Here is an 18,608-nt window from a genome sequence, read left to right as displayed (position 1 = left end):
TGGTGCCCCGTTCAACCAGCTCTCAATCACCGGCACTGCCCAGCCGCCCGGTCGCTGCTGTCCCTTCGTGCCCAGCTCGGCTGGTGCCTTCTGTGTGCCATGCGCAGGTCGCCACGCCGGCGGTCACGATGAGGCCGATGCCGAGCAGCGTCGCCACGCTGAGGGTCTGCGCCATGAACACCCACCCGAGGGCGGCTCCGAGGACCGGGTCGAACGACAGGAGCACGGCGACGATGCGGGCGGAGCTTCGGCGCACGGCGAGGAAGTCGAGGCTGAAGGCCAGCAGCACCCCGACCCCTGCGGCGACGAGCAGCCGGGGCAGGTGGGTCACCCCGAGTGTCGGCAAGGCATGCCACGAGAGCGGCAGTGTCCACGCGGCGGCGACCACCAGGGCCAGGGCGAGCTCGTCCCAGCCGTTGCCCGTGGTCATGGTGCTGATCCGCTCAGCGACCACGGCGTACGCCGCCAGGGCTGCGGCCGCACAGCCTGCGAACACCAGCCCGATGACCGGGAGGTCGCTGTCGGGTCGGGCAACGAGGACGAGACCGGCGACGCTGACGAGGGGAAGCCCACGCAGCCAACGGCGCGGCAGACGGGTCGCGCCCAGGGCCAGTGGACCGAGGAGCTCGATGGTGACTGCGACTCCGAGCGGAAGGTGCTCGAGGGCGCGGTACATCGCCACGTTCATGGCCGCGATGATGGAGCCGTAGATGACGATCCACGTCCATGAGGTCGTGGAGCGCCCGGCCCAGCGCGGTCGCACCAGCGCGACAGCAAGACCGGCGGCCAGGAGGAAGCGCAACCCCGAGACCCCGCTCGCGCCGAGCTCGGCGAACATCGGGTGGGTGAGCACGGCCGATCCCTGGACGGCCAGGGACGCGCCCATGACCAGGACGGCGGCGACGGCCAGCCTGCGCGCGGTGTTCATGGCTTTCCGCCCGAATGCACTCGTGTCGGCTGTGGGGGAGCGCCGTAGGACGTGGACGGCTGCGCCGACGCCCTCGGGCTGCGAGCGGTCCGGCCGCGCCGACGGACGTGCCAGGTCTCGGCCGCGACGAGCGTCCCTCCGAGACACAGCGCCATGACCAGCGCTGCGACGCCGAGCAGGCTGAGAGCCGCGGACAGTGGGTCACTCATGCGCCGGCGCGTCCGGCTTTGCCGAGGATGAGCGCGACGGCAGCAGTCGACGACCGGTGGACAGGCGCAGGTGAGGTGGTGAACGTCATGACGGTTTCCTTCGGACGGTGTTCAGGGCAGGTCGAGCTCGGCCACGCGCACGACCTCCGTGCGGTGGGCGACGAAGCCGGGAAGCAGCGACAGGGCTGCCTCCCGGTCGGGTGCCTCGACGTCGAACCAGACGTGGTGGCCACCGTGAGCGCAGGACGCCGTCGCCGACTGCCCACGCAGGGGGCTCGCGAAGACGCGCCAGGACGCCATGGCGGCGGCGCACTCGTCGGGTGTGTGGTGGTGGCAGAGTCTGAATCGAGGCACCTGTCGATGGTGTCGACGAGCCGGCGCACCGACATCGGGCGGACACCCTGAGGCGCACCCTGAGCCGTGTCGGGCCAGGCCCCGCACTGCGGGAGGCGGCGTCGTGGACGTACCTCGTCTCAGGCATGGAGGCCGACGGCACTCTCGTCCTATCCTGAGCGAGCGAGGAGGGGGAGGCGTGCTGCGCGCTGGACTTGTCGGACGTGATGGCGAGCTGAAGGCACTGATGCGTGCGGTGCACGAAGCCTTCCGCGGTGACAGCACGGCCGTCGTCGTCGCCGGGGAGCCGGGGATCGGCAAGACGTTCCTGCTCAGCACGCTGCGCACGAGGGTGGACGAGCTGGGTGGCTTCGTTCTCACCGGGCGCGCCTCGGAGTTCGAGCAGCACCCGCTCGGCCCGTTCGTCGACGCCCTTGACGCACACCTGCACGCCTTGGACGAGACGGTGCTGGAGGCGATGAGCGACGAGGACCGGACTCGCCTTGCGACGCTCTTCCCGTCGCTCGGCATCCGCGTTCCTGCCGGCGGGGTGTCGGTGGGGACGCCCGAGCACCGGGTGAGCGGCTACGCAGCGATCCGCAGGTTGCTGGAGCTCGTGTCGCGGGAGCGTCCGCTCGTGCTGGTGCTCGACGACCTGCACTGGGCCGACCGCTCCTCGTTGGAGCTGTTCGCCTTCCTGCTGCGTCGCCCCGGCGCGGCCCGGCTGCTGCTCGTGGGTGCCTACCGACCACGGCAGGTGGACGCCGACCTGGCCGCCGACGTGGCGCGCGCGGTGTTCGACGGGGTCGCCAGGTACGTGGAGGTGAACCCCCTCGACGTCCAGCAGGTGGGCGACCTGATGGGCGTGACGGACCGTCGCTCGGCCGAGGAGCTGCACCGTGTGAGCGGTGGCAACCCCTTCTACCTGCTCACGCTGGCGGGCACCGGAGAGCACGCCCCGCAGCTGGACGATGGGCTCCCGCCTGCGATCTCGCAGGCGATCCTGGCGGAGCTCGACCGTGCCGGGCCGGCCCGGAGCCTGGCCGAGGGCGCGGCCGTGGTGGGCGACCCGTTCGGGCTGGACCTCGCCGGCTGGGTCGCCGGGGTGGACGAGCAGAGCGCGTACGAGCTCATCGACCAGCTCGTCCTGCGCGGCATCGTCGAGAGCGGCGACGTCCCTCGGCAGTTCGCGTTCCGCCACCCGCTGGTGCGTCGCGCCGTCTACGACGCGCTGCCTCCGGGGCGACGGCTCGCGCTGCACGAGCGGTGCGTCGCCGGCCTCGCGGAACTCGGCGCGCCGGCCACCGATCTCGCGGGCCACTTGGAGCACGCCGCACGAGTGGGGGACCAGGAGGCTGTCGACGTGCTGGTCGAGGCGGCCGACCAGGCAGCCGCACGCGCCCCCGCGAGCGCCGTGCGGTGGCTGGGCACTGCACTGCGACTGCTTCCCGGAACGGCGGACCCGAGCCAACGGCTGCGTCTGGCGCGGCGGCAGCCGCCGTTGCTCGCCGCGCTCGGCGAGCCCGAGGCCGCGCTGGCATCGGCCGTCGAGGCGCTGGAGCTCGCGACCGACGACGCCACCCGCGTGGAGCTCGCGCTGACGAGTGTCGCCATCGAGCAGGGGCTGGGCCGGTACGCCGACGCTCATCGTCGCCTGGTCCGGACGCTCGAGCCACTGGACCGCCGGAGCGAGCCGGCGGTCTCGGTGATGGTCGCCATGGTGCTCGACGCCTTCTACAACCGCGACCACGAGGCGGTCAGGTCCTGGACGTCCGCCGCGGCGAGCGAGGCCGAACGACTGCAGAAGCCGGTCCTGAGCGCTGCCGCCCACGCCGGTGCGGCGTTCGCCCATGCTCTGGGGGGAGCCACCGAGGCTGCGGAGGCCCACCTCGGCTCCGCCCTCGAGCTGCTGCCGCTCCTCACCGACGCCGACCTCGCCCGCCGACTCGACGTCCTGGGTGGGATGGCCGGTGCCGAGCTCTACCTCGACCGCTACGACGCGTGCATCGCGCACGGTGCCCGCGGTCTCGCACTCGCTCTGGCCAGCGGGGACATGTGGGCCGTCCCCACCCTCGGCCCGGCCTATGGCACGGCACTGTGGGTCGCCGGTCGGGTGGAGGAGTCGATCCGCCACTGCGACACCATGGTCGAGGCGGCGCGCGCTGCCCGGCGTCCGGAGACCACGGCCTGGGGCCTGTTCAACCTGGCCTTCGCGCTGGCCGTCGCAGGCCGCCTCGAGGAGGCATCCGACCGCGGGCGCGAGAGCCTCGAGCTGGCTGGGCGCCGCTCCAACACCGGCATCGAGGCGTGGGCGGGAGCGGTCCTGGCCTTCATCGAGGTCGAGAGCGGGCGCCCAGAGCTCGCGCTCGAGACGTTGTACGCCACCTGCGGCGGGGCCCAGCTGACGGGGATCCCCGGCGGGTGGCGCACCTACGCGTTCGACATCGCCGTACGTGCCCACGTGGCGCGCGGTGACGTACGCCGGGCAGAGGAATGTGCCGCTGGCGCCACCGCGTGGGCGGACGTCGTGGGGCTGCCGTTCGCGCAGTCCCTGGCTCGCCGGGCGGTGGCGGCGTGTGCCTTGGCCGGCGGCGACCACGCTCGAGCGGCCGAGGCGGCCCGCGCCGCGGCAACCGCTGCGGACCTCGTCGGCGCCCGGGTCGACGCTGCCCGGGCCAGGACCCTCGCAGGTCGAGCCGTAGAAGGGACGGGCGACCTCGAGGGCGCTGTCGCGCTCTGGACCGAGGCGGCCGCCACGCTGGACGCCTGCGGCGCACGTCGCTTCCGCGACGAGGCCGAGCGCGAGCTCGGACGGGTGGGGCGGCGACCCCACCGGAGGACCTCACCGGGATCCGGGGTCGCGGGGCTCGCCTCACTCACCGCACGCGAGCGCGAGATCGCCGACCTCGTGGTGGACCGGCTGACCAACCCGGAGATAGCCCAGCGGATCTTCCTGTCGACCAAGACGGTGGAGAGCCACCTGCGCAACATCTTCCGCAAGGTCGGCGTGGGCTCGCGCACCGAGCTGGCACGTCTGGTGGATGCTCGCGGCTGAGGCACGCCGACCACCCGCCCGTGTCGTAGGCGGGTCCTCGTCGCAGGAGGCTGTCGTCGCCGATGGTTGCGCCGTCAGGCGTGCACTCGGGCACGCTGCACGAGCCGCCAGCCCACGACGTACGACGGCGCGTAGCACGCGAGAGCCAACGTGATCCCGAGCGGGCCGCCGACGACCCCGAACGCGATCATCGGCAGCAACAGCTGGTGGTCGAGCGCCGGGAGCACCCAGTCGCTGTAGAGCAGGCCGGTGAACTGGATCGACCCAGTGGAAGAGGTTCCCCGAGAGACCGGCGAGGAAGGGATCCGCACCCAGGGACTCGATGTGGGCCCCCGCGCTGCCGTCCTCCTGGGGCGGACTGGTCGCGGCGCCGGCCACGAACAGCAGCGAGGAGAGGGCGAGCCCGACGCCGCCCGGGGCGGCGAGGTGGGGGCCGCGATCTCGCCCGGCGCTAGCACCGAGTCTGACGCGGCCGCCACCGATTCGCGTTCTTGCTCCATTCGCCGGACACGCGTCCGAGACGCTGACAGGCTCCAGTCGCCGCGCCGCCAACCGGGTGGGCGCCACCCCACTCCGGGAGTCCTCGTCGTGCCCTTGTCCATCCCTGCCCGCCTCAAGGGCCGCACCATTCCTGCCCTGGTCGTCGCCGGTGCCCTGATCGTCTCGGCGGGTGTCGGCGGCGCCACCGCCGGTGCCATGATCACGGGCCGCGACATCAAGGACGGCTCGATCACGTCCGCGGACATCAAGAACCGCACCATCGAGACCCGCCAGCTCAGCACCGAGGCCGTGGCCACGCTGAAGACTCGGTGGAACTCGGGTGTCGGGGCACCGACCGACGAGGGCAGCGTCGTGGGGGACTGGTACCTCGATACCGCCACCGGCGACGCCTACAAGAACACCCCGTCGGGCTGGGAGCTGCGTGTCAACATCATGGGCGCCACCGGCGCGCCCGGAGCGGTGGGTCCGCAGGGAGCGGCGGGCGCACTCGGTGCCACCGGCGCCAAGGGCGACACGGGAGCACAGGGCGCGGAGGGTGACGCCGGCGCCAAGGGTGACACGGGCGACACCGGCGCGAAGGGTGACCAGGGCGACCAGGGAGACCAGGGAGACACCGGCGTCGACGGAACCAAGTGGCTCCAGGGCACGACCGCCCCGGCGGCCGCCACGGGTGTCGTGGGCGACTGGTACCTGAACACCACCACCTACGACGCCTACGAGAAGACCGCCGGCGGCTGGGCCGCCGTCGTGAACCTCCGCGGTCCGGTCGGACCGAAGGGCGACACCGGCGCGACGGGAGCTGCCGGTGCGGCCGGTGCGACTGGTGCGACTGGCGCGACAGGGGCCGTGGGCGCGCCGGGTGCCAACGGTCAGCAGGGCACCGCCGGCGCCACCGGTCCGCAGGGCCCGATCGGACCGCTGGGTCCGATCGGTCCGCAGGGGCCGAAGGGCGACACCGGTGCGACCGGTCCGCAGGGCGCCGCGGGCGCCACAGGTCCGGCCGGCCCTGCGGGTGCCGCGGGCAGCGGCGCCGTCCTCAAGGACCGCAACGGCGTGACCCTCGGCACGATCGTGTCCGCGGGCTCGCCCGTCGGCGGCAACGGGGTCGCCCAGTACAGCCGGGGAGTGCTGATCAAGACCTCGACCGGCTACATCGTCAACGTCGGCTGGGACGGCCAGGCCGCCAAGGGCCAGCTCTACTACACCGGCAGCTGCTCGGGTGACGCCTACTGGAACGCTGGCAGCTCGACGCCGCAGACGATGTACGGCAAGAGCGCGGTCTACTCGCACTCGCTCAACCAGTGGATGGTGATCGGCACGGTCGCCGATGGCTACGCCACCTCGGCCGCGATGCCCGTCATCGGGGGCTTCGACAACTCGGGCGCAAGCGGCTGGAACTGCGGCGTCCCGGCCAGCCAGCCCAACCAGACCGCCTGGAAGATGCGCTCGGCCACGACCGACGAGCTGGGACTGCCGGCGACGACGGGCAACCAGTTCGCCCTGCCGCTGTCGATCGGCTGACCCCGAGCCTGGCTCTCGCATGTCGTCGAGCGGCCCGGGTGCCCGCTTCCAGAGCACCCGGGCCTGAGCCAACGATGAAGCCCGGGCTACGTCGTGGCCTGCGGGTGCGATACCCGGTCGCGCCTGGACCGTCAGTCGGGGGTCACGTGAGGGTGAGCACGAGGTCGCCCGTGATGGAGTCCCACTCCGACGTACCGCTGTAGGGCCCGAGGAACTCCGAGACCCGGTAGGTCACGCTGGTCGCCGTCCGGCTGACCTGGGTGAGCGTGATGTCGTTGAGGTCGATCGACGAGGAGGTGGTCGTCCTGGGCTCCTCGCAGCCCGACTCGGTGGTCACCGCGGTGTAGGGCATGGTGACGAGCAGTCCCAGGCCGCTGAGGTCGGTCTTGGTGAACTTGCCCTGCACGTTGTCGGTGTACGGGTTGCCGGTGTAGGCCAGGGTGCCTCCACCTGTCTCGCTGCGCCGACGCTGGCAGCCGGGGGCGGTGTTGGCGTCGTCCCGCGTGCCGTTGACCGTGTAGGTGCTGCCCGTGGAGGCGAACACCTCGTCGAGCCGGGGACCACTGACCGACATGTGCACGGTGGCCTGGGCCGAGCGGTTCCACGTGTCCCAGAGGCCCGTGCTGCTCGCGCCGACGTCCGTGAAGGTGAGGGTCCCGGACAGGGTTCCCTCGATGTCGCCCGAGACCTCGACGGGTGCGTCGGAGGCGCGGCAGTTGTTCTTCTCCCTGCTCTCCCGCACCTTTTTCGCGGCGTCAGCGCAGGCGATCACGAAGTAGCTGCCGTCCGGGGTGCTGCCGGGCAGCGCCACAGCTGTCTTCACCGACGCGCTCCTTCCCGGCTTCAGCGCCTTGACCTTGCTCGTCCCCGGCAGCGTGATGTCGCCGCCGGCGGACGTGTCTGTCGACAGCGCGTACGTCGTCCGGGTGGCCGGCGCCTTGCGCTTGGAGGCGTTCTTCACCGTCGTCGAGACGGAGATGGCCTCGCCGGGCTTCGCCGCGGCTGTGACGGTGACCGACGTGGTGGTGAGGTCGGGCCGCGTCGGTGGCTCGGCCGACGCTGCTGGCACCACGCTCGCGGTCAGGGACGCAGCGGCCAACATCGCCGCCGTTCGTGGTCCCGGGCGGAACCGCCGAGCTGCGCCGGCGGGGTTCTTCAGGTGCATGGAAGGTCCTCTCGAGTGGTCGTCGTACGCACTGGGCGTCGATGCAGTCTCACGTCGGCCACTTGCCCCGTCCTTGCGTCCTTCTTGTCCCGGACGCGGCGTCACCAGCCGCCCGGTGACCGGGTGACCTCCGCACAGCGGTCAGCGGTCCCGGTGCCCGCACGATCGCGACGTCGCGGTGGGTGCGCGAGTGTCACCGGCGTGCAGGGACCTGGGAGACGTCCCGGCGCTCTCGCGCTGCCGGTGTGGTGGTGGTCGTGGTGGTGTAGGTCCCGGTGACGATCACGAGTTCCGCTCCAGGCTCATGCCGACGAGCTGGACGGTGACCAGGTAGTCGGCGACGCCGGCGAAGCAGGTCGAGGACAGCTCTTCCCCGGCGACCTCGTCCCGGCAGGGCTGCGTCGACCCGTACTCCTCGTGCGCGCGCCGCGACACAGCGATCGGGCCCTCGATGGCGGGCGCGGCGGTGATGTCGAGCCCCTTCTCCGCCGCCGCGTCGACCAGCGCCTCGAGCCGCCCGTGCGCCTCGGCGACGTTGGCGTCGCACTCGGCGCCGGACTCGCACATCGAGATGCCGTCCAGGCTCAGCGAGGCGCAGTGCTGCTCGCACAGCGCGGTCAGGACCGCCCGGTCGGCCGCGAGGTCCGAGGTGTCGGTCACCGGGCCGCTGTCCGCGGCTGCCGTGATGGCATCGTCGACGGCGCCGGAGGTGTCGGAGGTGTCGGACGCGCCGCACCCGGTGAGGGCCAGCGAGCCGAGGAGGCCGGTGACGACCAACCATCTGCGCATGAGGATCTCCTTCGAGGATCGAGAATCGAGGATCGAGGTGGCGGACGCGGGCGGAGCTGCGTCCGGGAGGCGTCGGGCGGGGGCTGGTCGCCCTGCCGACGCGGCGAGATCACGCTAGGACGGCCTCGATCGGGGGCGACAGTGTCAATGACTGCCACGGCACGACGTTGCGCTGCCCCACGGGCCGAGCGGCATCGGTCGGCGAGACGCCGGTGCCGAGCGGCTTCAGCCCGCCAGTGTCTGCGAGGGGAGCTCCTGGTAGGCCGCCCGGTAGGTCTGAGCGAACCTGCCGAGGTGGAAGAAGCCCCAGCGAGCCGCGACGTCGGTGACCGAGGTCCGCGCGGGATCTGCCGAGACGAGGTCGCGACGCGCGCGCTCCAGGCGTGTGCGACGCAGTCGCTCCAGCGGACTCATGCCCAGCTCGCGCTGGAACGCCTCCTGGAGGGTGCGCGGCGAGACCCCTGCATGCCGAGCCAGCTCGGCGATCGTCCACGCGTGCTCGGGCTGATCCTCGATGAGGTCCACGACGGCGCGTACGACGGGTGGGCAGGGTCGCGTCGGCCGCTCCACCTCCTGCGCAGAGCTGGGTTGGAGCGCCAGCAGTCCGGAGATGAGGGTCTGCTCGAAGTGCACGGCCGCGAGGGGTGAGCCGAACAACGCACCGCCGGCCTCCATGTCGTCGACCGCCAGGTGCACCAGGCGCAGCCACGAGCGGGCGGCAGGAGCCTCGAGGTCCATCGTCGGGTCCAACGGCGCGAACGGCCTGCAGCACCTGGAGGCCACCAAGGACCTGTCGGCCGGGGTCGGCGGCGCCGTGGTCGCGGTGTGCCCGGGCGGGAAGAAGATCCTCGGCGTCTCCGGTGACTGGACTGCGAGCGTGCGGCCCACGGCGACCAGCATCAACCCCAACCTCAACAGCGGCGCGGCCTACGGCTTCAACGACACCGACGGCACCAAGACGCTGCGGGTCACGGCCACCTGCGCGCTCGTCGGCTGATCGTCCCGCGCCGACGCGGGGTACGGGTCCCGCTGCGGTGCTGGAAGGGCTAGCTGGCGCGGGTCATGGGCGTGGAGTGGGTGGCGCAGCGGGTCGCGAGGGTGGCGGTCGGCTCTCCCTCGAGGCCGCGGCGGAGCTGCGCGAGCAGGCGCGCGAGGATGCGCGACACCTGCGCCTGGGTGATCCCCAGGTCGTCGGCGATCTCCCGCTGCGGCCGGTCCTCGTAGAAGCGGAGCCGTACGACGTGACGGTCGCGCTCGGACAGCTGGGCGAGGAGTGGCTGCACCAGGACCTTCGCCTCGACCGCCCGCAGGGCCGGGTCGGCGCCACCGAGCAGCTCGCCCAAGGTGGTGGAACCGTCGCCGACGACGCCGTCCAGGGAGGTCGGTGCGAACGTTCCTTCCGCGGTCAGTGCCTCCACCACGGAGTCCAGCGGCTCGCCGAGGTGCTCCGCGATCTCGGTGGGTCGCGGTGATCTCTCCAGCTCGCGCTCGAGCTCCTCGCGTGCCTCGTGGATCCGTGGTTGCAGCTCCTGCACGCGTCGAGGCGGTCGGACCATCCAGCCGTTGTCGCGGAAGTAGCGCCGGATCTCCCCGCGGATGGTGGGAACGGCGAAGGACATGAAGGCGTGTCCGGCGTCGGGGTCGAAGCGCTGGGCGGCCTTGGTGAGTCCGAGGAGGGCCACCTGCTGGAGGTCGTCGAGGTCGACGCCGCGGTTGCGGTAGCGCCACGCCATCGAGACGGCCACGTCGTGGTGGTCCTCGATCAGCTCACGGGCCAGCCGGCGCCCGGCTGGCGACCGGTGCCTGACGGACCGGAGGGGAGACACGACTCGGTCGGACGTCATGGTCAGTTCTCGCCCGTGGCCGACAGCAGCTGCTGCGCGACACCCTGACCCGGCCCGGGGCGGCGCGTGCGCAGCAGCGTGCGGTAGACGTCGACGTACTCGCGGCACATGCGCTCGGCGGTGAAGCGCTCGGCGCCGCGACGACACGCGTCCGGGTCGATCTGGTCGATCCGGCTGACGGCGTCGGCCATGTCGTCGACGTCGTCGCAGATGAAGCCGGTGACGCCGTGCTCGATGACCTCGGGAACCGAGCCGCGGCGGAGCGCGATCACCGGGGTGCCGGCGGCCAGGGACTCGATCATGACCAGCCCGAACGGCTCGGGCCAGTCGCTGGGGAAGAGGGTGGCGCGGGCGCCGGCGTAGAAGGCCGGCTTCTCGTCCTCGGTGATCTCGCCGACGAAGTCGACGTGGCTGCCCATGTGCGGCGCCACCTCGTCCTCGTAGTACCGGACGTCCGTCGGGTCGACCTTGGCCGCCATGCGCAGCGGCAGGCCGGTCCGGCGGGAGACCTCGATCGCCGCCAGCGGCCCCTTCTCCTCGGCGATCCGGCCGACGAAGCCCAGGTAGCCGTCGGGGTCGTGCGGCACGTCGCGGTAGTGGCCGAGGTCGAGTCCGTTGTAGACCGTGCTCGCCCACGTCAGGTCGAGGTCCTCGACCGCGCGCCGCTGGTCGTTGCTGATGGACACGAGCGGCACGGAGCCGTAGCGCGGGAGCAGCTCGCGCACGAAGTCGAGGTCGAGTCGACCGTGCAGGGTCAGCACGCTGGGCGTGGCGATCAGCGGAGTGAACGGCAGCGCCAGCAGGTCGAGGTGGGAGTGGATGACGTCGAACTCACCGGCCCGGGCGGCCACCTCGGCCATCATCTCCAGGTGGAGGTGGGGCGCCACGCCGGCCATCTCGTCGGCGCTGAAGCGCTCGCGGAGCGGCTTCTCGAAGGCCACGAGCCGTGCCGCGGTGTCGGAGGTCGCCGGCCCGAACAGGGTGACGTCGTGCCCCTGCGCGGCGAGGCCGTCGCAGAGCGTCGCGATGACGCGTTCGGTCCCACCGTAGGCACCGGGGGGCACCGCCTCGTAGAGGGGCGCCACCTGCGCGATGCGCAGCGGCGGTCGTGCGCCGGTCCCGCCCTTCGTCCGGACCGCAGGCACCCTCGATGGGGTCCGCGCCACGTCCCTCGTCCCGTTCATCTGCATGGTCTGTGTCACTCGTGACTCCGATCTGTCGACGGCCGGATCGGCCGATGGGTTCGGTCCTGGTGCGGGCAGCACCGGCATGCCGGCGGTGATGACCGACGACGCCGCGGGGTCTGACCGCACGCGGCGTCGCCGGGGCTAGTCGGCGCGGCGCGTGTCGCGGTAGTCCTCCACGAGACGACCCTTCTCGAGGATCCGGCGCACCAGCCGGCCCCCGGCGATCCTGATGTCGTGGTCGAGCCGGTTCGGCGTGGCGACCTGCATCCGTGAGGCGGCGTCGACCGCCGCGGCGAGCGTCACCATCTGCTTCTCGAGCTCGGCCATCCGTTGTTCGAGGTCGCGCTCGCGCAGCCCCTGCGCGTGGTCGCCCTGCTGTTCGTCTCGGTCGTGCACGTGGTCCCTCCTCGGTCCTGCTGTCGTCGTCGTTCGTCCCATGACCTGCTCGGCGCCGGTGCATGACGCGGGCACCGGGCGCGGCCGGCCGGGTCCGGGCGCCGTACGAGACGTCGTCGGGGGACCAGCGGCGAGAGGCTCGCGTCATGCGTCGTGACGAGGCTGGTCATAGACTGGTGCAGGTTTATCCAAGGGACCGCAGGTCCTGCTTCTCGGTGGGGAGGAGGACCCTGTGCCGAGCGAGCCCGTGCGTGGCGGTGCGCATCCGTACGACGAGAGCGTCGTGGCGGAGCTCGTCCCCGTGCTGCGCCGGGTGGTCGGGGCGAGGATCAAGGACCCGCACACGCTGGACGACCTCGTCCAGGAGACGTTGGCCCGGCTGATGTCGTCCTCCACGCACGTCGATCCGGCCAAGCTGCACCACTATGCGGCGGTGACGGCGCGACACGTCGTCGCGTCGTACGCCGAGCGCAACGACCGCGCCCGGAGCCGGTCCCACCTCCTCGTCGAGGCTCAGGAGGTCGAGCCGCCGACCGACGGGGTGCTGCGGCAGGAGGACCGTGCGTTCATGGCGGCCGCGCTGGCCCAGCTGCCCGCCGACGACCGGGACCTGCTGGTCGCCCACGAGGTCGACGGCGACGACACCAGCACGATGGCAGCCGAGCGGGGTTCCACTCCGGGTGCGGTCGCGGCCAGGCTGGCTCGCGCCCGAGCCAGCCTCCGGGTGGAGTACCTCCTCGTCGCGGAGGGCGTCGACCCGGCAACAGACCGGTGCCGGCCGGTCCTGCGAGCGCTGTCGATCGGCGACCGGAGGCGCCAGGGGGAGCTGGACGTCCACGGTCACCTCCTCGGGTGCGGGGCGTGCGCGCAGCTCGCCGACCGCCTCTTCGAGCGCCGCGGGCGCCTCCCCGAGGACAGCCTCGTGCGGGTGCCGGTGTCGCGAGACGCCGACGTGGTCGCGGCCAGGCAGCAGGGTCGCGAGGCGGCGGCCCAGGCAGGCTTCACGGCGTCCGACCAGACGGTCATCGCCACGGCGATCTCCGAGATCGCCCGCAACATCGTCAAGTTCGCCGAGCGCGGTGAGGTGACGATCTCGCTGCTCGACGAGGACGGGCGCCGAGGCATCCGCGTGGTGGTCCGCGACGTGGGGCCGGGGATCGCAGACCTCGAGGAGGCCCTCCAGGACGGTTACAGCACCTACCAGGGCCTCGGCCTGGGCCTGCCCGGTGCGAAGCGCCTCATGGACAGGTTCCACCTGCGGTCGGTCCCCGGCGAGGGGACGACCGTGTCGATGGAGAAGTGGTTGCGGTGAACCGATCAGCACCTACCAGCGAAGAAGACGAGAGAGGTCCAGACATGACCGACGACTCCACCATCCCGGGGGCGGCCCAGACCGACCGCAGCGACGACAAGCTGCTCCCCGAGCTGGTCGCCCACCTGCGCGACCACCGCACCGAGCTGCGGCAGCAGTGGGCCGAGCGGATCACCGGGGCCCACCTGCTGTCCGCCATGACGAACGAGGAGGTCTTCTCCGAGGCGACCTCGGTCTACGACAACTATGTCGGGGTGCTCGAGACCGGCAGCGTCGAGGCGCTCCGCGACTACGCGCGTGACCTGTCCGAGCGGATCATCCCGCGCGGTGTCGAGACCCACGAGGTGATCGGCATCGTCCTGCTGTTGAGGGACGTGCTCGCCCGCTCGCTCTTCGAGAAGTACCGCGAGGACTTCGAGCTGCTCACCCACGTGCTCAACGCCTACGAGCCGGCAGCCAACCGCATCGCCAACACCGTGGCCGTCAGCTTCGTCGACCAGCGCGAGCGGGTGATCCGTGACCAGCAGGACGCCCTGCTGGAGCTGTCGACCCCCGTGCTGCAGGTGCGCGAGCGGCTGCTGATCCTGCCGATCATCGGCGTGCTCGACCAGGACCGCGCCCGGCAGCTCACCGAGCAGCTGCTGCACGCCATCCGCGCTCACCGGGCGAAGCTGGTGGTCATCGACGTGACCGGGGTCCCGGACATGGACGAGACCGTGGCCAACTCGCTCGTCGACACCGTGACGGCCTCCCGGCTCATGGGTGCGGACGTCATCATCACCGGGTTGTCGTCCGAGATCGCCCAGACCCTCGTCACCATCGGGGTCGACCTCAGCAAGATGCACACGGTCGGCGACCTGCAGGGAGGCATCGAGGAAGCGGAGCGACAGCTCGGGTTCCGCGTCTCGAAGGTGCCTGATGCCGACTGACACGCCCACCGCCCCGCTCGCGCCGCTGCCCGCCTCGATCCTCTCGCAGCGGCCGAACCTGATCGTCTCGATCCACGCCGCCCTCGACGACGAGCAGCTCGTCCGGCTGCAGCGCGACCTGCTCGAGCGGGTGGGCCGGGAGCGCTCGCGGGGGATCCTGATCGACGTCGCCGCGCTCGACGTCCTCGACTCCTTCGCTGCGAGGACGCTCGCCGACCTCGCCTACATGGCCCAGCTGCGAGGTGCGCGGACCGTCGTGGTCGGCATCGCCCCGGACGTCGCCATGACCCTGGTCCGCCTCGGTGTGCGGATCCCGCTCACGCAGACGGCACTGGATCTCGAGGAGGGCCTCGAGTGGCTGGGGCAGTGACCGACCCGCTGCAGCGCTTCCGCCTCGACTACGCGCCGCTCCTCCTGCGCCACCTCGCTCAGCGCGACGAGTCCGGGCTCCAGGCCGCCTACCAGCTGGGGCGACGCGCGATGCAGGAGTCCGTCGGCCTGCTCGACGTGGTGCGCGTGCACAACGACCTGTTCCTCGAGGTCCTCACCACCGCGCGCCGGGTGGACGAGGCAGCCGAGCTGGCCGGGGCCGCCTCGACCCTCCTCATCGACCTGGTCGCGTCGTTCGAGGTCGCCCAGCGCGGGTTCATGGACACGCGTCTCACCGTCGAGCCCGACTGACCCCGAACGATCGCCGAAGCGCATGCAGACGTGCAGCACGGGTACTCTTCGACGGCCTCCGCAGCGACCGCCTCAGAGGCGCGTCAGGAGAAGCATGTCCCGGAACTCGACCCATCGCTACGACCGCACCGTCATCTTGGGGGTCGAGCGGGTGGAGGCGTCCGTGGTCGTCACGTCCGCGGAGCTCGACGAGCGTCTCAGCGACGTCTACCGGCGTACGCGCATGCGTCCGGGGCTCCTCGAGGGGTTGGTCGGCATCCGTGAACGGCGTCGGTGGGCCGACGACGTGGCCTTCACCGATGGTGCCGTCGCTGCCGGTGAGGCTGCGCTGGCAGTGAGCGGCGTACGGCCGGAGCAGGTCGACCTGCTCGTCAACACCTCGTTGAGTCGCAGCTGGTTGGAGCCCTCGACCGCGGTCGTCATCCACGACGCGCTGGGCCTGTCGCCCGGGTGCCAGAACTTCGACGTCACCAACGCCTGCCTCGGGTTCATGAACGGCATGGAGATCGCCGCGGCGATGATCGAGTCGGGGATGATCGACGTCGCGCTGGTGGTCGACAGCGAGGACTCGCAGCCCGTCCAGGAGTCGACGATCAGGCGGTTGTCGGTCGACGGCGTCACGTCGCGCGACCTGATGTCGGAGTTCGCCGCCCTGACCCTGGGCTCGGGTGCGGTGGCGATGGTCCTGGCCCGCGCCGACCAGCACCCCGAGGGCCACGGGCTGGTGGCGGGCGTGAGCCGGGCGGCCACGCAGCACCATGAGTTGTGCGTGGGGGACAACGACGTCATGAGGACCGACCTCAAGGGCCTGCTGGAGGCCGGTCTCGACCTGTCATCAGGACTCTGGGACGGGGCCGCCAGCGAGTTCGGCTGGGACGACGACATCAGCCGCTACTTCCTGCACCAGATCTCCCAGGTCCACACCGACGCCATCTGCGAGCGGCTCAAGATCGACCCCGAGCTCGTGCCGCGCAGCTTCCCGGAGTTCGGCAACATCGGACCCGCGTCGGTGGCCTTCACGCTCGCCGGTGAGGCGGACACCCTCGCACCGGGTGACCGTGTCCTGCTCATGGGCATCGGGTCCGGCCTGAACGCCAGCTGCATCGAGGTCCGCTGGTGAGGTCGCCCTCGCGGCCAGGATCAGCGCAACCCCGTGGAGGACCTGAGCTGGACGAGCTGCCGGGCCTCGACCCGGCCTGGTCACGCATGGTCGACGCACCGGATGCGGAGGGCCGCACGCGACGCTGGCACGTGCTCGACAACGGGGTCGAGCCCACGACGGGCACCCTGCTGTGCGTGCACGGCAACCCGACGTGGTCCTACCTCTGGCGCGGACTCCTCGCCGCAGCACCGCCGGGCTGGCGGGTCGTCGCCGCTGACCACCTCGGCATGGGCTGGTCCGAGCGCCCCGACGCCGACCGCTCGGTGGCGCAGCGCGTCGCCGACCTGGGCCGGCTCACCGACGCCCTGGGCGTCACCGGTCCCGTCGTCACCGTCGGGCACGACTGGGGCGGCATCATCTCGCTGGGCTGGGCGCTGGCGCACCGCGACCAGCTGCGCGGTGTTGTCCTGGGCAACACCGCCGTGGCACAGCCGCCGGGGGACCTCGGTCCGCCGCTGATCCGCCTCGCCCACCTGCCGGGCGTGCGTCCACTCGGGTGCGTGGTGACGCCCACGTTCGTCCGCGCCACCTCGGCGCTGTCGCGGCCCGCGCTGCCCCGCGACGTCCGCGACGCGCTGGCGTCGCCCTACCGCACCGCCGACGACCGCCGGGCGGTCGGGGCCTTCGTCGCCGACATCCCGTTCTCCGCCGGCCACCCGTCGTACGACGTCGTGGCCGAGCTCGCCGAGGGGGTGCGCACCCTGGACGTGCCGGCCCTGATGTTCTGGGGGCCCCGCGACCCCGTGTTCGGCGAGCGCTACCTGGCGGACCTGCGCGAGCGGCTGCCGCACGCCCGGGTCCACCGGTTCGAGGGCGCCTCGCACCTGGTGACCGAGGACGCGCCGGAGTACGCCGACCTCGTGTCCACCTGGGTGCAGGAGCTCGACGAGCTGTCGGGTCCCGCCGGTGCCGCGACCTCCCCGGCGTCCCCGGCGTCCCCGGCGTCCCCGGCCTCCCCGGACACCGGTCACCACGAGCCGCTGTGGGCCCCGCTCGAGCGGCGCTCCCACGACACCAGCCCCGTCTTCTCCGCTCACGGAACCACGGTGAGCTGGGCCGCGCTCTCGCGGCGGGTGACCGAGCTGGCCGCCGGGCTGGCGTCGGCGGGCGTACGCCCCGGCGACCGGGTCGGCCTGCTGGTCGAGCCGTCCGCCGACCTGACCTCGGTTGTCTACGCGGTGTGGCGGGCAGGTGCCGTCGTGGTGGTGGCCGACAAGGGACTCGGCTTCACCGGCATGCGCCGGGCCCTGCGCGGGGCCTCCCTCGACCACCTCGTCGCCGGCCGGGCCGGTCTCGCCGCGGCCCGGGCGATGGGCCTGCCGGGCTCGCGCATCGCGGCGCACCCCCTGCCCGCGTCGGCGCGACGCCTCCTCGGCGTCGACCACGACCTCGACGAGCTGGCGCGCCGCGGTCGCACCGCTGCGGCACCGACGCCCCCGGACCCCGACGCGGACTGCGCCGTGGTCTTCACCTCCGGGGCCACCGGGCCGTCCAAGGGAGTCGTCTACCGGCACCGGCAGGTACGCGCGCAGGTCGACCTCGTGCGCGCGACGTACGGCCTGCAGCCGGACGACACGTTCGTCGCGGCGTTCGCTCCGTTCTCGATCCTCGGTCCCGCGCTGGGGCTCGGCTCGGTCGTGCCCGACATCGACGTCACCGCGCCGGACACCCTCACCGCCCCGCTCCTCGCCGACGCGGCGAAGGCCGTCGACGCGCGCATCGTGTTCGCCTCTCCCGCGGCCCTGCGACGCGTGGTGGCGACGCGGGCCGGCCTGACCGCCGGCCAGCGCGACGCCCTGTCCGGCGTCCGGCTGCTGATGTCGGCCGGTGCACCCGTGCCCGCCTCGCTGCTCGCCGCCGTGGGGGAGGTGCTGCCCCACGCGAGCCTCCACACGCCGTACGGCATGACCGAGGTGCTTCCCGTCACCGACGTCTCCTTCGACGAGATCACGGAGGCCGGTGCGGGGGAAGGCGTCTGCGTCGGCCGGCCGCTGCCCGGCGTCGAGGTGGCCCTCGAGCCGCTCACGCACTCCGACGGCGACACGTCACTGGTCGTCGAGCCCGGGGTGACGGGCGAGATCTGCGTCCGCGCCGCGCACGTCAAGGACCGCTACGACTCCCTGTGGGGGACCGAGCACACCGCCAGCCGCCACCCCGGCTGGCACGCCACCGGCGACGTCGGACACCTGGACGACGAGGGCCGGTTGTGGGTGGAGGGCCGCGCGGCGCACGTCGTCAGCACCGCGGACGCGCTGGTGACGCCGGTCGCGATCGAGCAGCGGCTGGAGTCCCTCGACGCCGTGAGCGCTGCGGCCGTCGTCGGCGTCGGCCCCCCGGGGGCGCAGGTGGTCGTGGCCGTCGTCGTCCCCGAGGGCGCCCCGGACCGATCGCGCGCCGGCGGACGGGGTGCGATGGACCTCGGCGTGGCGCCGTACGACCTCGCCGAGGACGTCCGTGCAGCCGCGGGGACCGCCCTGGCGGCGGTGCTGCGCAGCGACCGGCTGCCCCTCGACATCCGCCACGCGTCGAAGGTCGACCGGCTCGAGGTCGCGCGGCAGGCGGCACGGACCCTCGCCGGGCGCGGGGGCTCGTGAGG

The 18,608-nt window shown here is 72.4% G+C and carries 18 protein-coding genes; 9 read left to right on the top strand and 9 right to left on the bottom strand.

The genetic code is table 11. The features are described 5' to 3' along the window. Positions 1 to 22: 22 nt before the first annotated feature. Both SHK17_RS10975 and SHK17_RS10970 read right to left on the bottom strand, forming a co-directional pair. Positions 23 to 928, bottom strand: coding sequence for an EamA family transporter (locus tag SHK17_RS10975; protein WP_322919217.1), 906 nt, complete (start codon positions 926 to 928; stop codon positions 23 to 25). 320 nt (positions 929 to 1,248) lie between these two features. Then, positions 1,249 to 1,491 carry a hypothetical protein gene (locus SHK17_RS10970; protein WP_172271878.1) on the bottom strand — a complete coding sequence of 81 codons (243 nt, stop codon included), beginning with the start codon at positions 1,489 to 1,491 and terminating at the stop codon, positions 1,249 to 1,251. Here SHK17_RS10970 and SHK17_RS10965 point away from each other — a divergent pair. Continuing rightward, positions 1,436 to 4,525: a helix-turn-helix transcriptional regulator gene (locus SHK17_RS10965; RefSeq protein WP_322919216.1), complete on the top strand. Its 3,090-nt coding sequence runs from the start codon at positions 1,436 to 1,438 to the stop codon at positions 4,523 to 4,525. The two genes, SHK17_RS10970 and SHK17_RS10965, sit on opposite strands and share 56 nt — an antisense overlap. 74 nt (positions 4,526 to 4,599) lie before the next feature. Here SHK17_RS10965 and SHK17_RS10960 read toward each other — a convergent pair whose 3' ends face one another. Next, positions 4,600 to 4,836, bottom strand: a complete 237-nt coding sequence (locus SHK17_RS10960; RefSeq protein WP_322919215.1) for a hypothetical protein — start codon at positions 4,834 to 4,836, stop codon at positions 4,600 to 4,602. Positions 4,837 to 5,113: 277 nt separating this feature from the next. On the opposite strand from SHK17_RS10960, the gene SHK17_RS10955 reads away from it, so the two are divergent. Further along, complete coding sequence (locus SHK17_RS10955; protein ID WP_322919214.1) at positions 5,114 to 6,547, top strand: collagen-like domain-containing protein; 1,434 nt, start codon at positions 5,114 to 5,116, stop codon at positions 6,545 to 6,547. Positions 6,548 to 6,689: 142 nt separating this feature from the next. Here SHK17_RS10955 and SHK17_RS10950 read toward each other — a convergent pair whose 3' ends face one another. From SHK17_RS10950 to SHK17_RS10940, 3 genes are all read right to left on the bottom strand, one after another. Then, on the bottom strand, positions 6,690 to 7,649 hold the full coding sequence (locus tag SHK17_RS10950; protein ID WP_322919213.1) for a CARDB domain-containing protein: 960 nt from the start codon (positions 7,647 to 7,649) through the stop codon (positions 6,690 to 6,692). 345 nt (positions 7,650 to 7,994) lie between these two features. After that, complete coding sequence (locus SHK17_RS10945; RefSeq protein ID WP_322424345.1) at positions 7,995 to 8,501, bottom strand: hypothetical protein; 507 nt, start codon at positions 8,499 to 8,501, stop codon at positions 7,995 to 7,997. A 225-nt stretch (positions 8,502 to 8,726) separates the two neighbouring features. Continuing rightward, positions 8,727 to 9,197 carry a helix-turn-helix transcriptional regulator gene (locus SHK17_RS10940; protein ID WP_405030360.1) on the bottom strand — a complete coding sequence of 157 codons (471 nt, stop codon included), beginning with the start codon at positions 9,195 to 9,197 and terminating at the stop codon, positions 8,727 to 8,729. Between SHK17_RS10940 and SHK17_RS10935 the strand changes: the two genes are divergently transcribed. Beyond that, the gene (locus tag SHK17_RS10935) at positions 9,175 to 9,498 is read left to right on the top strand and encodes a hypothetical protein (RefSeq protein WP_322922066.1); all 324 of its coding nucleotides are present in this window, start codon (positions 9,175 to 9,177) and stop codon (positions 9,496 to 9,498) included. The two genes, SHK17_RS10940 and SHK17_RS10935, sit on opposite strands and share 23 nt — an antisense overlap. A gap of 49 nt (positions 9,499 to 9,547) precedes the next feature. On the opposite strand, the gene SHK17_RS10930 is transcribed toward SHK17_RS10935, so the two are convergent. From SHK17_RS10930 to SHK17_RS10920, 3 genes are all read right to left on the bottom strand, one after another. Then, positions 9,548 to 10,345, bottom strand: a complete 798-nt coding sequence (locus SHK17_RS10930; RefSeq protein ID WP_172271887.1) for a SigB/SigF/SigG family RNA polymerase sigma factor — start codon at positions 10,343 to 10,345, stop codon at positions 9,548 to 9,550. 2 nt (positions 10,346 to 10,347) lie between these two features. Then, on the bottom strand, positions 10,348 to 11,490 hold the full coding sequence (locus tag SHK17_RS10925; protein WP_322424342.1) for a glycosyltransferase family 4 protein: 1,143 nt from the start codon (positions 11,488 to 11,490) through the stop codon (positions 10,348 to 10,350). Positions 11,491 to 11,673: 183 nt separating this feature from the next. Beyond that, the gene (locus tag SHK17_RS10920; RefSeq protein WP_172271889.1) at positions 11,674 to 11,928 is read right to left on the bottom strand and encodes a hypothetical protein; all 255 of its coding nucleotides are present in this window, start codon (positions 11,926 to 11,928) and stop codon (positions 11,674 to 11,676) included. Positions 11,929 to 12,160: 232 nt separating this feature from the next. On the opposite strand from SHK17_RS10920, the gene SHK17_RS10915 reads away from it, so the two are divergent. The 6 genes from SHK17_RS10915 (at position 12,161) to SHK17_RS10890 (ending at position 18,606) form a co-directional block, all read left to right on the top strand. Then, positions 12,161 to 13,240, top strand: coding sequence for a sigma-70 family RNA polymerase sigma factor (locus tag SHK17_RS10915; protein WP_322919211.1), 1,080 nt, complete (start codon positions 12,161 to 12,163; stop codon positions 13,238 to 13,240). A 44-nt stretch (positions 13,241 to 13,284) separates the two neighbouring features. Further along, positions 13,285 to 14,169: an STAS domain-containing protein gene (locus SHK17_RS10910; RefSeq protein ID WP_172271893.1), complete on the top strand. Its 885-nt coding sequence runs from the start codon at positions 13,285 to 13,287 to the stop codon at positions 14,167 to 14,169. Further along, positions 14,159 to 14,539, top strand: a complete 381-nt coding sequence (locus SHK17_RS10905) for an STAS domain-containing protein (protein WP_172271895.1) — start codon at positions 14,159 to 14,161, stop codon at positions 14,537 to 14,539. Before SHK17_RS10910 ends, SHK17_RS10905 begins: the two co-directional genes overlap by 11 nt. Continuing rightward, positions 14,536 to 14,850, top strand: a complete 315-nt coding sequence (locus SHK17_RS10900) for a phosphatase RsbU N-terminal domain-containing protein (RefSeq protein WP_172271897.1) — start codon at positions 14,536 to 14,538, stop codon at positions 14,848 to 14,850. The genes SHK17_RS10905 and SHK17_RS10900 overlap by 4 nt, the downstream gene beginning before the upstream one ends. 94 nt (positions 14,851 to 14,944) lie before the next feature. Continuing rightward, positions 14,945 to 15,970, top strand: a complete 1,026-nt coding sequence (locus SHK17_RS10895) for a 3-oxoacyl-ACP synthase III (protein ID WP_322919210.1) — start codon at positions 14,945 to 14,947, stop codon at positions 15,968 to 15,970. A gap of 86 nt (positions 15,971 to 16,056) precedes the next feature. Further along, the gene (locus SHK17_RS10890; RefSeq protein ID WP_322919209.1) at positions 16,057 to 18,606 is read left to right on the top strand and encodes an alpha/beta fold hydrolase; all 2,550 of its coding nucleotides are present in this window, start codon (positions 16,057 to 16,059) and stop codon (positions 18,604 to 18,606) included. The last annotated feature ends 2 nt before the right edge of the window (positions 18,607 to 18,608 follow it).

Origin of the sequence: Nocardioides renjunii (genome assembly GCF_034661175.1) — a bacterium.
GTDB lineage: Bacteria > Actinomycetota > Actinomycetes > Propionibacteriales > Nocardioidaceae > Nocardioides > Nocardioides renjunii.
This window is presented reverse-complemented; position numbering and strand designations above follow the sequence as displayed.

Coding starts and splice junctions, on each gene's coding strand:
- SHK17_RS10975 (WP_322919217.1), bottom strand. CDS start 928: ATGAACACCGCGCGCAGGCTGGCCGTCGCCGCCGTCCTGGTCATGGGC.
- SHK17_RS10945 (WP_322424345.1), bottom strand. CDS start 8,501: ATGCGCAGATGGTTGGTCGTCACCGGCCTCCTCGGCTCGCTGGCCCTC.
- SHK17_RS10890 (WP_322919209.1), top strand. CDS start 16,057: ATGGTCGACGCACCGGATGCGGAGGGCCGCACGCGACGCTGGCACGTG.
- SHK17_RS10895 (WP_322919210.1), top strand. CDS start 14,945: ATGTCCCGGAACTCGACCCATCGCTACGACCGCACCGTCATCTTGGGG.
- SHK17_RS10930 (WP_172271887.1), bottom strand. CDS start 10,345: ATGACGTCCGACCGAGTCGTGTCTCCCCTCCGGTCCGTCAGGCACCGG.
- SHK17_RS10905 (WP_172271895.1), top strand. CDS start 14,159: ATGCCGACTGACACGCCCACCGCCCCGCTCGCGCCGCTGCCCGCCTCG.
- SHK17_RS10965 (WP_322919216.1), top strand. CDS start 1,436: ATGGCGGCGGCGCACTCGTCGGGTGTGTGGTGGTGGCAGAGTCTGAAT.
- SHK17_RS10910 (WP_172271893.1), top strand. CDS start 13,285: ATGACCGACGACTCCACCATCCCGGGGGCGGCCCAGACCGACCGCAGC.
- SHK17_RS10935 (WP_322922066.1), top strand. CDS start 9,175: ATGTCGTCGACCGCCAGGTGCACCAGGCGCAGCCACGAGCGGGCGGCA.
- SHK17_RS10950 (WP_322919213.1), bottom strand. CDS start 7,649: ATGTTGGCCGCTGCGTCCCTGACCGCGAGCGTGGTGCCAGCAGCGTCG.